General features: G+C 67.2%; 12 protein-coding genes. 8 read left to right on the plus strand and 4 right to left on the minus strand.

Annotated elements, in window-relative coordinates:
* Window positions 1-110: 110 nt before the first annotated feature.
* The 3 genes from AC3WLC_RS09160 to AC3WLC_RS09170 form a co-directional block, all read right to left on the minus strand.
* The gene (locus AC3WLC_RS09160; protein WP_493683615.1) at window positions 111-1355 is read right to left on the minus strand and encodes an aminopeptidase; all 1245 of its coding nucleotides are present in this window, start codon (window positions 1353-1355) and stop codon (window positions 111-113) included.
* A gap of 88 nt (window positions 1356-1443) precedes the next feature.
* Window positions 1444-2148 carry a flavin reductase family protein gene (locus tag AC3WLC_RS09165; protein ID WP_493683616.1) on the minus strand — a complete coding sequence of 235 codons (705 nt, stop codon included), beginning with the start codon at window positions 2146-2148 and terminating at the stop codon, window positions 1444-1446.
* Entirely contained in the window at window positions 2145-2912 is a 768-nt protein-coding gene (locus AC3WLC_RS09170; protein WP_493683617.1) for a GntR family transcriptional regulator, read from the minus strand. Before AC3WLC_RS09170 ends, AC3WLC_RS09165 begins: the two co-directional genes overlap by 4 nt.
* A gap of 185 nt (window positions 2913-3097) precedes the next feature.
* On the opposite strand from AC3WLC_RS09170, the gene AC3WLC_RS09175 reads away from it, so the two are divergent.
* From AC3WLC_RS09175 to AC3WLC_RS09210, 8 genes are all read left to right on the plus strand, one after another.
* A complete protein-coding gene (locus AC3WLC_RS09175; protein WP_493683618.1) occupies window positions 3098-4666 on the plus strand; it encodes an ABC transporter substrate-binding protein in 1569 nt (522 codons plus the stop codon).
* 171 nt (window positions 4667-4837) lie between these two features.
* Window positions 4838-5830 (plus strand): ABC transporter permease, encoded by a 993-nt coding sequence (locus AC3WLC_RS09180; RefSeq protein WP_493683619.1) that lies wholly within the window; start codon window positions 4838-4840, stop codon window positions 5828-5830.
* Window positions 5820-6752 (plus strand): ABC transporter permease, encoded by a 933-nt coding sequence (locus tag AC3WLC_RS09185; RefSeq protein WP_493683620.1) that lies wholly within the window; start codon window positions 5820-5822, stop codon window positions 6750-6752. Before AC3WLC_RS09180 ends, AC3WLC_RS09185 begins: the two co-directional genes overlap by 11 nt.
* Before the next feature lie 8 nt (window positions 6753-6760).
* Window positions 6761-6895, plus strand: coding sequence for a hypothetical protein (locus AC3WLC_RS09190; protein WP_493683621.1), 135 nt, complete (start codon window positions 6761-6763; stop codon window positions 6893-6895).
* Window positions 6892-8088: an amidohydrolase family protein gene (locus AC3WLC_RS09195; protein ID WP_493683622.1), complete on the plus strand. Its 1197-nt coding sequence runs from the start codon at window positions 6892-6894 to the stop codon at window positions 8086-8088. Before AC3WLC_RS09190 ends, AC3WLC_RS09195 begins: the two co-directional genes overlap by 4 nt.
* Before the next feature lie 38 nt (window positions 8089-8126).
* The gene (locus AC3WLC_RS09200; protein WP_493684522.1) at window positions 8127-9590 is read left to right on the plus strand and encodes an amidohydrolase family protein; all 1464 of its coding nucleotides are present in this window, start codon (window positions 8127-8129) and stop codon (window positions 9588-9590) included.
* Window positions 9587-10570: an ABC transporter ATP-binding protein gene (locus tag AC3WLC_RS09205; protein WP_493683623.1), complete on the plus strand. Its 984-nt coding sequence runs from the start codon at window positions 9587-9589 to the stop codon at window positions 10568-10570. The genes AC3WLC_RS09200 and AC3WLC_RS09205 overlap by 4 nt, the downstream gene beginning before the upstream one ends.
* Window positions 10563-11531 (plus strand): ABC transporter ATP-binding protein, encoded by a 969-nt coding sequence (locus AC3WLC_RS09210; protein ID WP_493683624.1) that lies wholly within the window; start codon window positions 10563-10565, stop codon window positions 11529-11531. Before AC3WLC_RS09205 ends, AC3WLC_RS09210 begins: the two co-directional genes overlap by 8 nt.
* A gap of 101 nt (window positions 11532-11632) precedes the next feature.
* Here AC3WLC_RS09210 and AC3WLC_RS09215 read toward each other — a convergent pair whose 3' ends face one another.
* Window positions 11633-13336: an IlvD/Edd family dehydratase gene (locus AC3WLC_RS09215; RefSeq protein WP_493683625.1), complete on the minus strand. Its 1704-nt coding sequence runs from the start codon at window positions 13334-13336 to the stop codon at window positions 11633-11635.
* Between the last annotated feature and the right edge of the window lie 20 nt (window positions 13337-13356).

The raw sequence follows: 13356 nt of genomic DNA on the forward strand, positions 1-13356 counted from the left end.
CGCTCCCCGTCATTGCGAGGAGCGTAGCGACGAAGCAATCCAGGGGCGGCAGAACTCTACGCCCTCCTGGATTGCTTCGCTGCGCTCGCAATGACGACTATTGCGGGCCTTCAAGCCCACTCGCCCTTGCGGAAGACCGCGACGCGGCTGCCGTCCGGCTTGATGCCGTCGATGTCGACCTCTCCGGAGCCGATCATCCAGTCGATATGGATCAGGCTCTTGTTGCCGCCCTGTGCCGCGATCTGCTCCGGCGTCAGCTTGGTGCCGTCGATGAAGCACTTCGAATAGCACTGGCCGAGCGCGATGTGGCAGGAGGCGTTCTCGTCGAAGAGCGTGTTGTAGAACAGGATGCCGCTCTGCGAGATCGGCGAGGAGTGCGGCACCAGCGCGACCTCGCCGAGCCGGCGCGCGCCCTCGTCGGTGTCGAGCACCTTGTTCAGCACCTCTTCGCCCCGGCTCGCCTTGGCCTCGACGATGCGGCCTTCCTCGAAGCGCACCTGGATGTTGTCGATCAGCGTCCCCTGATAGGAGAGCGGCTTGGTCGAGGAGACATGGCCCTCGACGCGGCGGGCATGCGGGGTGGTGAAGACCTCCTCGGTCGGGATGTTGGCGTTGCAGGTGATGCCGTTCTTCGCGGTCGAGGCGCCGCCTTCCCATTCATGCCCGTCGGCGAGGCCGATGGTGAGGTTCGTGCCCGGCCCGGTGAAATGCAGCGCCGAGAAGCGCTGGCCGTTCAGCCATTTGGTCCGCTGCGCCAGCGCTGCGTTATGCTCAGCCCAGGCGGCGATCGGATCGTCGCGGTCGACGCGCGAGGCCGCGAAGATCGCCTCGGCCAGGCGAGCGACCGCGACCTCCTCGGCATCGCTAGGGAAGACCTGACTCGCCCAGGCTGCGCCGGGATAGGAGACGATGTTCCAGTTGATGTCGAAATTGGCGATCTTCTCCAGCGCCGGCTGGTAGGCGATCGAATTCGCCTTGTTGGCGCGCGCGACCTTGGCCGGATCCTGCTCCGCGAGCAGCATCGGATTGTCGCCGACGATGGCGAGACGCGCGGTGTTGGCGGCGAAGGCCTTGCCGACGCCCTCATAGAGCCAGGACGGGGCGCGGTCGAAGCTGGCATCCTGGCCGAAGCGGTAGCGCGCCAGCGTCAGCGCCTCGTCGGAGAGGATCGGCGTGACCAGGCCGGCGCCGGCCTTGTAGGCGTGCTCGGCGATGCGCCGGACCAGCGGCAGCGCCGCGACCGGCGCGGTCAGGAACAGGTCCTGTCCAGGCTGCAGGTTGAGGCCGACCTTGATCGCGACCTCGGCCAAACGATCGAGCTTGGCGGCATCGATGCCGGAGACGTGCTTGTTCATGGGGGCCTCGTCGGACTGATTTGCGAGGCCGCATTGCTGGCGGAAATCCTGTCCGGGTCAACCGCTCCGTTGCGGGTGATGCATTCGCTCAGCGCTTGCCGGGCCGGGTGCGCCGCGCCTTGGAGCGATCGCCGCGCCAATCCGCGACGGACATGGTCGGCAGGTCGAAATAATCGCGCGTCGTGGCATAGCCGTGCCCGCCCATGCGGCCGATCGCATCGAGCGCGACCGGGTCGACATAGTGCTTCACCGGGTCGATCGTGTCGGCGCGGAAATGCGCGTAGACGACCTCGCCCAGGATGATCTCGCGCGAATTGCCGATGCCGAGCGTGGTGTGGTGGCGGCATTCGAAGGCGGCCGGCGCCTGGCCGATCCAGGGGCAGGGCACCTTGACGCCGGGCATGGCTGTGAGACCGGCCTCGGCGAGCTCGTCCGTGCCGGGCTCGAACGGCACGGCGCAGGCGTTCATGCCGTCGAGCAGCGCGTCGGAGACGATGTTGACGGTGAAGGCCAGCGTCTCGCGGACATTGCGGCCGGTGTCCTTCTGCCCGCCGGTCTGGCGGTATTCGACGCCGAGCGCCAGGATCGCCGGATCGGCCGAGAGGCAGTTGAAGAACGAGAACGGCGCGGCATTGACGACGCCGTTGCCGTCGATCGTCGTCACCAGCGCGATCGGGCGCGGCACCACGGCGCCGATCAAGAGCTTGTAGCGCTCGCGCGGGGTCAGCGCGGCGAAGTCGAAGGTGACGATCTCGGCGGCGGCCGACCGGTCCTGCGTCAGGGGCTGGGTCACGATGGGGTCAATCCTTCACTCAGGGCATAGGGTGCGAGCACATCGCGGATGTCGCGTTCGCCGCGCGGGGCCAACAAGGCGCGGGTGACGACCGATTGCAGGTGGTGGTCCATCAGCGCGGCAGCGCGGACCGCGTCGCCGGCGCGCAGCGCCTCGATCAATTGGCGATGCTCGGAGACGGCGCATTCGGAGGAGTGCGGCCGGCCATAGATGGCGAGGATCAGCGAGCAGCGCGACGACGCCTCCTGGACATAGCGCAGCAGCAGCGCATTGCCGGTCATCTCCGCGAGCTTGATGTGGAATTCGCCGGAGAGCCGGATCGATTCCGGCCCGTCCTGCTCATGCGCCTTCTCCTCCAGCCGCACATGCGCTTCGAGCTCGGCGGACTGCGCTGCGGTCAGCCGTCCCGCGAGGTTCTCGGCGACGAGCCGCTCCAGCCCGCGGCGGACCTCGAAGACGTCGCGGGCCTCTTCCAGCGTCGGATAGGCGACATTGGCGCCGCGATTGGGCTTGAGCTCGACCAGGCCTTCAACGGCGAGCCGCCCGAAGGCCTCACGCACCAAGGTGCGGCTGACGCCGAGCTGCTCGCCGATCGTATCCTCCGGCAGCTTCACGCCCGGCTTCAGCGCCTGCTCGATGATGGCGCGCCGCAGCGCCTTGTAGACGGCCTGGGCGCGAGGGGAGCCCGATGCGCGCGGCTCTGCCTTCCTGCGAAGGGGGCCGGACCCGTCCGGGGCGGTTGATGCCAGGGGGCGCGCTGCCATCTCAGTTTCCGCTTGTCTTCAATAATCGCATACAATACGGTTCTTGTATCGTATGCAAGTTTGCTGAAATATCGCACACGAGATGGCGCGCAAAGCGCCACGATGGTCACAGAGGCGGCAACAAAACGGCATTCCCCGGTGCGCAGCGCGGGCCGGCGGCGAGCAACGAAAAAGGGGAGAGTTCGATGAAGAAGGCCTGGCTGCTGGCGGCCGTCGCCGCCTTTGCGCTGAACGGCGCGGTCGAAGCGAAGACGCTGAAATGGGGCGCGTCGCGCGAGATCGCCTCGCTCGACCCCTATTCCTATGGCGAGACCTTCACGCTCGCCGTGCTCAACCATGTCTATGAAGGGCTGGTGCGCTATACCGGCGATCTCAAGATCGAGCCGGCGCTGGCGGAATCCTGGGAGACGGTGAACCCGACGACCTGGCGCTTCAAGCTGCGCCGGAACGTCAAGTTCCACAACGGCAATCCGTTCACGGCCGACGACGTCATCGCTTCATTTGCGCGGGTTACCCACGACACCTCGCCGCTCAAGGGCAATCTGCCGGCCTATAAGAGCTCGAAGAAGGTCGACGACTACACCGTCGAGCTCGAGGTCAACGGCCCCTATCCGCTGCTGCTCAACGACCTCACCAACATCTTCATCTTCGACAAGGAATGGATGGAGGCGAACAACTCGCTGCTCCCTACCGACTCCGGCAAGGGTGTGAAGGGCTACGCCACCGACAACGCCAATGGCACCGGCCCGTTCAAGATCGAGAGCCGCCGCCCGGACGCCAAGACGGTCTTCGTCAAGAACCCGGACTGGTGGGACAAGCCGCAGCACAATATCGACGTGATCGAGTTCACGCCGATCACCTCGTCCTCGACCCGCGTCGCGGCGATGCTCTCCGGCGAGATCGACTACACCAATGTCGCGCCGCTGCAGGACCTGCCGCGCCTCTCGGCCTCGCCCGAGGTCAAGGTGCTGCAGACCAACGAACTGCGCTCGGTCTTCTTCGCCTTCAACCTGACCGACAAGCTGGTCGAGAGCGACGTCAAGGACAAGAACCCCCTCAAGGACATCAAGGTGCGCGAGGCGCTCTACCGCGCCATCGACATCGACGCGGTGCAGAAGCGGGCGATGCGCGGCCTCTCGCGCAACACCGGCGCGCTCGTCGCCCCGGCCATCCCCGGCTACGAACCCTCGCAGGACGAGCGCCTGCCCTTCGATCTTGCCGGCGCCAAGAAGCTGCTGGCCGAGGCCGGCTATCCCAACGGCTTCTCCTTCCTGATGAATTGCCAGAGCGACTCGCTGGTCAACGAGGAGGAGTTCTGCCAGGCGGTGGCGGCGATGTGGTCGCGCGCCGGGTTGAAGCCCAATCTCAGCCTCGCGCCGCGCAGTCAGCAGACGCCGAAGCGGGTCAAGGGCGATTTCGACGTGATCTCCTTCGGCTGGGCCAACGAGCCGATGATCGACGCCTATTCGCTGCTGGTGCAGGTGCTGCGCTCCAAGAGCGGCACGGGCGGCGTGTTCAACTGGGGCAATTGGGGCGATCCGCGCATCGACGCGCTGGTCGACAAGGCCGGCGTCGAGCTCGATACGCCAAAGCGCATCGCGCTGATGAAAGAGGCGCTGAAGATCGCCAAGGCCGAGCAGCTCTTCATCCCGCTGCACCAGCAGCCGATGGCTTGGGCGATGCGGAACACCGTCGCCTCCACCGTGCAGGCTTCGGACAACAAGCCGCGCCTGTGGCTGACCATGATGAAGTGACAGGTTGTCATTCCGGGGCTTCGCGCAGCGAAGAACCCGGAACCCACGACTGGGCTGTACGCGCAAAACGACATGAAGGCGCCGCTCACCCGGTCGTGGGTTCCGGGTTCACGCCTCCGGTGCGCCCCGAAATGACAAAAGCATCCGCCTAGCGCAGGGAGTCGCAAGACCATGCCGGCCTTCCTTTTCAAGCGCTTCGTCAATGCCGCTGGCGTGATGCTGGCGGTGGCGTTCCTCGCCTTCCTGACCTTCCGCTTCGTCGGTGACCCCGTCGAGCTGATGCTGAACGAGCAGGCGAGCCAGCAGCAGCGCGACGAACTGCGCACCAGGCTCGGGCTCGACAAGGGCTTCGTACTGCAGTTCGCGACCTTCGTCGGCAATGCCGTGCGCGGCGATTTCGGCATCTCCTACCGCAACCAGCAGGAGGTGTTCACCCTGATCGCCGAGCGCTTCCCGGCGACCTTCGAGCTGGTGCTGGTCGCGACCTTCCTGTCGCTGGCGGTCGGCATACCGCTCGGCGTCTACACTGCGATCCGACGAGACAGCCTGCTCGCCAAGGCGCTGCAATTCATCTCGGTGCTCGGCGTCTCCCTGCCGAGCTTCGCGCTCGGCATCCTGTTCATCCTGGTCTTCTCGGTGAACCTGCAATGGCTGCCGGCCTTCGGCCGCGGCGAGGTGGTTCAGCTGGGCTGGTGGAGCACCGGTTTCCTGACGCCCTCCGGCCGGAAGGCGCTGATCCTGCCCGGCATCACGCTCTCGCTCTTCCAGATCACGCTGGTGATGCGGCTGGTGCGCGCCGAAATGCTGGAGACGATGCGGACCGACTTCATCCGCTTCGCCAGGGCGCGCGGCCTGCCGGCCCGCGTCGTGAATTTCCGCCACGCTTTGCGCAACTGCCTGATGCCGGTGATCACGGTGACCGGCCTGCAGATCGGTAATCTCATCGCCTTCGCGCTGGTCACCGAGACGGTGTTCCAGTGGCCGGGCATGGGCATGCTCTTCGTCCAGGCCGTCACCTTCGTCGATATCCCGGTGATGGCGGCCTATCTGATCGTCGTCTCCTTCATCTTCGTCTCGCTCAATACGCTGGTCGACCTGACCTATGCCTGGGTCGATCCGCGCCTGCGCGAGGACGCGCTCTCGGGAGGCGCCAATGCCCGCTGAAGCCGCCAAGCCCGGCCGCCTGCGCCGTTTCCTCGACAGCGACATCGGCTGGAGCTTTAGGCGCACGCCGGCTGCCTGGCTCTCGACGCTTGTGCTGGCGATCCTGATCCTGACCGCGCTGTTCTGCCCGCTGATCGCGCCGCAGAACCCGCACGACCTCGCCCAGGTCTTCATTGACAAGGCCGAGATCCCGCCGATCTGGTCGGCGGACGGCGAATGGCCCTTCCTGCTCGGCACCGATCCGCAGGGTCGCGACGTGCTCTCCGCCATCCTCTACGGCACGCGGGTGTCGCTGATCATCGGCTTCTCGGCCGTGCTGGTCTCGATGGTGATCGGCGTCTCGGTCGGCCTTGCCGCCGGCTTCTATGGCGGGCGCATCGACAACCTCCTGATGCGGCTCGGCGACACCGTGCTGTCGATCCCGACGCTGCTGATGGCGATCCTGGTCTCGGCGATCTTCCGCGAATTGCTGCCGCCCGGCCTGCGCGATCCCTTCGCCGCGGCGGTGCTGGTCGTCTCGATCTCGCTGACCAGCTGGGTGCAATACGCCCGCACCGTGCGCGCCTCGACCATGGTCGAGCGGCGCAAGGAGTATGTGCTGGCGGCGCGCATCATCAAGGTGCCGGCCGGGCGGATCATGCGCCGGCACATCCTGCCGAACACGCTGACCCCGGTCATGGTCGCGGCCACGCTCAATCTCGGCCTCGCCATCCTCTCGGAAGCGACGCTCTCCTTCCTCGGCGTCGGCATGCCGATCACCCAGCCCTCGCTCGGCACGCTGATCCGCATCGGCAACCAGTATTTGTTCTCCGGCTCCTGGTGGCTCGTCGTTTTCCCCTCGCTCCAGCTCGGCCTGATCGTGCTCTCGGTCAACCTGCTCGGCGACTGGCTGCGCGACGCGCTGAACCCGAAGCTGAGGTGAGGATGCGCATGAACCTCGCCGTCATTCTCGGGCGCAGCGAAGCGCAGACCCGAGAATCTCATGACGAGAGGGCGCTGGTTTCCGAGATGGTCGGGTCAAGCCCGACCATGACGACCGAAAATGAGAGGATACGCCTGCGATGACCGCCTCCCTGCTGATCCGCAATGTCAGGCCGAATGCCGGGCCGGCTCTCGACATCCTGATCGAGAGCGGCCGCATCAGCCGGATGGCGAAGGACATCGCCGCGCCGGCCGGCATTACGGTGGAGGATGGCCGCGGCGACATCGCCATTCCCGGCCTGGTCGAGGCGCACGCCCATCTCGACAAGAGCCTCTGGGGCATGGCGTGGTACGTCAACGAGGTCGGCCCGAAGCTGCTCGACAAGATCGACAATGAGCGCCTGAGCAAGAAGCGCCTCGATCTCGATCCGGCCCGCCAGTCGGCGCGCCAGACCGTGCAGTCCTCGACGATGGGCTCGACCCATACCCGCAGCCATGTCGACGTCGACACCGATCTCGGGCTCTGGGGCGTCGAGGGCATCATGAAGACCCGCGCCGACTACGCGGACATCATGGACATCGAGCTCGTCGCCTTCCCGCAATCGGGCCTGCTGCGCCGGCCCGGCACGCTGGAGCTGATGCATGAGGCGATGAAGGCCGGCTGCGAGATCGTCGGCGGTCTCGATCCCTGCGCCATCGACCGCGATCCGAAGGGCCATCTCGATGCGATCTTCGGGCTCTGCCAGCGCTATGGCAGGCCGCTCGACATCCATCTGCACGAGCCCGGCGAGATGGGGTTGTTCTCCCTCGACCTGATCATCGAGCGCACTCGCGCGCTCGGCATGAAGGGCAAGGTCACCGTCAGCCACGCCTTCTGCCTCGGCACCGATCCGCAACTGGTCGATCCCGTGATTCCGCAGCTCGCCGATCTCGACATCGCGATCATGACCACCGCCCCGGCCCGCAACACCGCGCCGGCAGTGAAGAAGCTGCTCGATGCCGGCATCCGCGTCTGCTCGGGCTCGGACGGTATCCGCGACACCTGGGGACCCTATGGCAATGCCGACATGGTCGAGCGCGCCATGTTCATCGGCCTGCGCAACAATTTCCGCCGCGACGACGAGGTCGAGCTCGGTCTGCAGGTCTGCACGACCGGCGGCGCCGCGGTGATGGAGATCGCGGATTATGGTCTCGCCGAAGGCAATATCGCTGATCTCGTCATCATGCCCGGCCAGAGCCTGACGGATCTGGTCGTCACCCGTTCGCCCAAGCGCCGCGTCGTCAAGCGCGGCCGGATCGTCGCCCGCGACGGCGTTTCGGTGAGGACCGCCCCGTGAGCCTGCACGCCAAGAAGCGGCCCGAAGGCCGCATCCTGATGACCGCGCGCTGGGTGGTCGGCCACAAGGACGGCCGCCATCGCCTCTATGAGCACGGCGAGGTCGTGTTCGAGAACGGCGAGGTCGTCTTCGTCGGCCATGGCTTCCCGGGCGAGGTCATCAGGCGCATCGATTACGGCCATGCCTTGATCGGCCCGGGCTTCATCGATTGTGACGCGCTCTCGGACCTCGACACCACCATCCTCGGCTATGACAACCAGCCGGCCTGGAAGAAGGGGCGTGTCTGGCCGCGCAGCTATCTCGAGGCTGGCCCCTACGAGATGTATACGCGCGAGGAGCTCGCCTTCCAGAAGCGCTATGCCTTCTCGCAGCTGATCCGCAACGGCATCACCACGGCGCTGCCGATCGCCTCGCTGTTCTACCGCGCCTGGGGCGAGACGGTGCAGGAGTTCGAGGACGCGGCCGAAGCGGCCGCCGATCTCGGCCTGCGCGCCTATCTCGGCCCGGCCTATCGCACCGGCAACCAGCTGGTCGAGGCGGATGGGCGCATCGTCACCCATTACGATGAGCCCCGCGGCCTCGCCGAGCTCGACGCCGCGATCGATTTCGCGGGGCGTCACGAAGGCGCAGCCGGCGGGCTGATCCGTGCGATGCTCGCGCCCGACCGCATCGAGACCTCGACGGCCGAGCTGTTGCGCCGCACCGCCGCCGCATCGCGCGAGCTCGATATCCCCGTCCGGCTCCACTGCTGCCAGTCGAAGATCGAATACGACCTTGTCCTTGCCCAGCACGGTATGAGCCCACCGGAATGGCTGGAAAGCCTCGGCTTCCTCGACGAGCGCTGCCTGCTGCCGCATGGCACGGTCGTCTCGGGCAGCCGCCTGATCGACCGTCCCGGCCGCGATCTCGAGATCATCCGGGATTCCGGCGCCAGCATCGTGCATTGCCCGCTGGTCTCGGGCCGGCATGGCGGCACCATCAACCATTTCGGCAGCTATCGCGCCATGGGCCTCAACATCGCCATGGGGACCGATACCGCCCCGCCGGACATGGTGATGAACCTGCAGACCGGCATGATCCTCGCCCGCACCATGGCCGGCAATGTCGGCGCCGTGCGCTCCGAGGATTATTACGACGCCGCCACCATCGGCGGCGCGAACGCGCTGCAGCGGCCCGATCTCGGCCGCCTCCAGCCGGGCTCCCGCGCCGACATCACCGTCTTCGCATTCGACCGGCCGCATAGCGGGCAAATCATCGATCCCATCCAGACGATGATGCTGACCGGCCATGGCCACGACTTCGTGGCGGTGGTGATTGACGGCCGCTTCGTCATGGAGGACCGGGCCATTCCGGGCCAGGACGAGGCCGCCGACAACATCCGCGCCCAGAAGCAGTTCGAAGGCGTGATGGCGCGCTATCCGGAGCGCACTTTGGGCCACCCGCCGATGAGCGAGATCTTCTCGTCCAGCTACGCGATCGAACGCAAGGAGGACACCGCGTGAACGCCCAGCCAGCGCTGCTCTCGGTCCGTGACCTGCGCATCGTCTTCGACGGGCGGCGCGGCCCGCTGACGGCGCTCGATGGCGTCTCTTTCGAGATCGCGCCGGGAGAGATCTTGGGCGTCGTCGGCGAGTCCGGCGCCGGCAAGTCGCTGACCGGCACGGCGGTGATCGGCTTGCTCGATCCGCCGGGGCGCTTGGCCGGCGGCGAGATCAAGCTCTCCGGCCAGCGCATCGACAATCTGCCGGCCGAGGCGATGCGCAAGCTGCGCGGCCGCCGGATCGGCGCGATCTTCCAGGATCCGCTGACCTCGCTGCATCCGCTCCTGACCGTCGGCGAGCAATTGGTCGAGACCATCACCACGCATCTGCCGGTCAGCAAGGCGCAGGCGCGCGAGCGGGCGCTCGACCTGCTCAATGAGGTCGGCATCCCCGCCGCCGAGACGCGGATCGACCACTACCCGCACCAATTTTCCGGCGGCATGCGCCAGCGCGTCGTCATCGCGCTCGCGCTCTGCGCCGAGCCGACATTGATCATCGCCGACGAGCCGACGACCGCGCTCGACGTTTCCATCCAGGCGCAGATCACCACCCTGTTGAAGCGGCTCTGCCGCGAACACGGTACCGCGATCATGCTGGTGACGCACGATATGGGCGTGATCGCCGAAACGGCCGACCGGGTCGCGGTGATGTATGCCGGGCGCGTCGTCGAGATCGGCCCGGTCGAGGAGGTGACGCGCCGGCCGCGCCATCCCTACACCGCGGGTTTGATGGCTTCGATCCCGAGCGTTCATCGCCGCAACGCCCATCTCAACCAGATCGACGGCTCGATGCCGCGGCTGAACGCCATTCCGTCCGGCTGTGCCTTCAATCCGCGCTGCGGCTTCGCCACCGATTTCTGCAGGGAGAACAAGCCCGGCCTGCCGGTCTCCGGCCATGCCGCCGCCTGCCATTTTCCGCTCCAGGAGGCGGCCCATGGCTGAGGCGAACACCATCCTCGAAGTCACCTCGGCCTCCTGCCGCTTCGACGTCTCGGCGCCGGCGCTGTCGCGGCTGTTCTCAGCCGAGCCGCGCCGCGTCTTGCGCGCGGTCGAGAACGTCTCGTTCAGCGTCCAGCGCGGCACCACCTTCAGCATCGTCGGCGAATCCGGCTGCGGGAAGTCAACGCTGGCGCGCATGGTCGTCGGCCTGCAACGACCGACGCAGGGCATGCTCGATTTCAAGGACATCAAGCGCACCGATGGCTCGGTCGGGCCGCCGCGGGTGCAGATGATCTTTCAGGACCCCTACGCCTCGCTCAATCCGCGCTGGCGCGTCGGCGACATCATCGCCGAGCCGATCCGCGAGCTAAAGCTGCGCAAGGACGAGGGGGAGACGGCGACCCGCGTCGGGGACCTGCTCGAAATCGTCGGCCTGTCGCGGGCAGATGCGAGCCGCTTTCCGCATGAGTTCTCGGGCGGCCAGCGCCAGCGCATCTCGATCGCGAGGGCGCTGGCGACCGAAGCGGACTTCCTCGTTTGCGACGAGCCGACCTCGGCGCTCGACGTCTCCGTGCAGGCGCAGATCCTCAATCTGATGGTCCGCCTGCAGAAGGAGTTCGGGCTGACCTATCTCTTCATCAGCCACAATCTCTCGGTGGTCCGGCACATGTCGGACCATCTCGCCATCATGTATCTCGGCCGCTTCGTCGAGAGCGGGCCGGCGGAAGAGGTCTTCGGCCGGCCGCGCCATCCCTATACGCGGCTGCTGCTCGACACGATCCCCGATGTCGAGAAGCCGAACCGCCAGCGCCGGCCGATGTCGGGCGAGGTGCCGAGCCCGATCGCGCCGCCGCCGGGCTGCGCCTTCCATCCGCGCTGCTCGCAGGCGGTCGAGCGCTGCCGCATTGAGGCGCCGGCGCTGCGGCGCGAGGGCGAGCTGGAGATCGCCTGCCACCTCGCCTGACAGTTCCGTCATTGCGAGCGTAGCGAAGCAATCCAGGAGCGGCAGGGCACTGCGGCTGGTCCCCCTGGGTCGCTTCGCTGCGCTCGCGATGACGACAGCGCTCAGCAGAAGTCGAAATCGACGCCCTCATCGGCCTGGAGCACGTGCTCGTCATAGAGCCGGTCATAGCCGCGGCGCTCCTTCGCTGGCGGCTGCGGCAGGGCGGCGCGGCGTGCTTCAAGCTCGGCATCATCGACCAGCAGGTCGAGCCGGCGCTCGGCCACGCTGAGCCGGATACGATCGCCGGTGCGGACGAGCGCCAGCGGCCCCCCGACCGCCGCCTCCGGCGCGACATGCAGCACGATCGCGCCATAGGCGGTGCCGGACATGCGGGCATCGGAGATGCGGACCATGTCCTTGATGCCCTTGGCCGCGAGCTTGCGCGGGATCGGCAGATAGCCGGCTTCAGGCATGGCGGCGGCGCTCTTCGGGCCGGCGTTCTGCAGGACGAGAATGTCGTCTGGGCCAACATCGAGATCGGGATCGTCGATGCGGGCCGAGAGGTCTTCCAGCGAGGAGAACACGACGGCGCGGCCCTCATGCTCGAGCAGGCGCTTCTCGGCCGCGGCGCGCTTGACGATGGCGCCGCGCGGGGCGAGCGAGCCGAACACCGCGACGAGCCCGCCATCGGGATCGACCGGCTCGGCCCGCGAACGGATGATCGTGCGGTCGACCTGATCGGCGAGCGGCGCGTCGATCAGCTCGCGCAACGTCTGCCCGGTCACGCTGAGGCAGTCGAGATGCAGGAGATCACGCAGTTCGCGCAGCACCGCGGGCACGCCGCCGGCGGCGAAGAAGTCCTCCATATAGTTGTTGCCGACCGGCTTCAGGTTCACCAGCACCGGCGTCTCGTCGGAGAGCCGGTTGAGACGGTTGAGGTCGACCTTGATGCCGGCGCGGCGGGCGATGGCGGTGAGGTGTACGACGGCATTGGTCGAGCCGGAGATCGCCAGCAGCACGCGCCAGGCGTTCTCGATCGCCTGCTCGGTGACGATCTGGCGCGGCAGCAGGGTTTGCGTGCCGATCAGGGCGACCGCGCGCTTGCCGCTCTCCTCGGCGTTGCGCAGACGGTCGGCATGGACGGCCGGGATCGCGGCCGAGCGCGGCAGCGACAGACCCAGCGTCTCGGCGATGCAGGCCATGGTCGAGGCTGTGCCCATCACCGCGCAGGTGCCGGCGGTGGTTGCGAGCCTGCCCTCGACCACGTCGATCTCCGCCTGGTCGATCTCGCCGGCGCGGAAGCGGGCCCAGAAGCGGCGGCAATCGGTGCAGGCGCCGAGCCGCTCGCCCTTGTGGCGGCCGGTCGACATCGGCCCGGCGACGAGCTGGACGGTCGGGACATTGGCCGAGAGCGCCGCCATCAATTGCGCCGGCACGGTCTTGTCGCAGCCGCCCATCAGCACGACGGCGTCGATCGGCTGGGCCCGGATCATCTCCTCCGTGCCCATCGCCATCAGATTGCGGAATTTGAGGCTGGTCGGGTTGAGGAAGACCTCGCCGAGCGAGATGGTTGGGAACTCGACGGGCAGGCCGCCGGCCATCAACACGCCGCGCTTCACCGCCTCCAGCAGCTCCGGAAAGTGCCGATGGCAGTTGTTGAGGCCGCTATAGGTGTTGGCGATGCCGACGATCGGGCGCGCCAGCGCCTCGTCGGAATAGCCCATCGAGCGGGCGAAGGAGCGGCGGAGGTATGCGGCGAAGGCCGGGTCGCCGTAATTGGTCAGCCCGCCGGCGATGCCGCGCCCCTTGGGTTCCTCGCCCGCCATGCCCGCTCCTCCCTAGACTT

It is taken from the genome of Allobosea sp. GW821-FHT03A12 (genome assembly GCF_058986765.1).

Bases quoted from the DNA above. Each gene is read 5' to 3' on its own strand.
- AC3WLC_RS09195 (WP_493683622.1), top strand. From the start codon at position 6,892: ATGACCGCCTCCCTGCTGATCCGCAATGTCAGGCCGAATGCCGGGCCG.
- AC3WLC_RS09160 (WP_493683615.1), bottom strand. From the start codon at position 1,355: ATGAACAAGCACGTCTCCGGCATCGATGCCGCCAAGCTCGATCGTTTG.
- AC3WLC_RS09175 (WP_493683618.1), top strand. From the start codon at position 3,098: ATGAAGAAGGCCTGGCTGCTGGCGGCCGTCGCCGCCTTTGCGCTGAAC.
- AC3WLC_RS09190 (WP_493683621.1), top strand. From the start codon at position 6,761: ATGAACCTCGCCGTCATTCTCGGGCGCAGCGAAGCGCAGACCCGAGAA.
- AC3WLC_RS09170 (WP_493683617.1), bottom strand. From the start codon at position 2,912: ATGGCAGCGCGCCCCCTGGCATCAACCGCCCCGGACGGGTCCGGCCCC.
- AC3WLC_RS09215 (WP_493683625.1), bottom strand. From the start codon at position 13,336: ATGGCGGGCGAGGAACCCAAGGGGCGCGGCATCGCCGGCGGGCTGACC.
- AC3WLC_RS09210 (WP_493683624.1), top strand. From the start codon at position 10,563: ATGGCTGAGGCGAACACCATCCTCGAAGTCACCTCGGCCTCCTGCCGC.
- AC3WLC_RS09200 (WP_493684522.1), top strand. From the start codon at position 8,127: ATGACCGCGCGCTGGGTGGTCGGCCACAAGGACGGCCGCCATCGCCTC.
- AC3WLC_RS09180 (WP_493683619.1), top strand. From the start codon at position 4,838: ATGCCGGCCTTCCTTTTCAAGCGCTTCGTCAATGCCGCTGGCGTGATG.
- AC3WLC_RS09185 (WP_493683620.1), top strand. From the start codon at position 5,820: ATGCCCGCTGAAGCCGCCAAGCCCGGCCGCCTGCGCCGTTTCCTCGAC.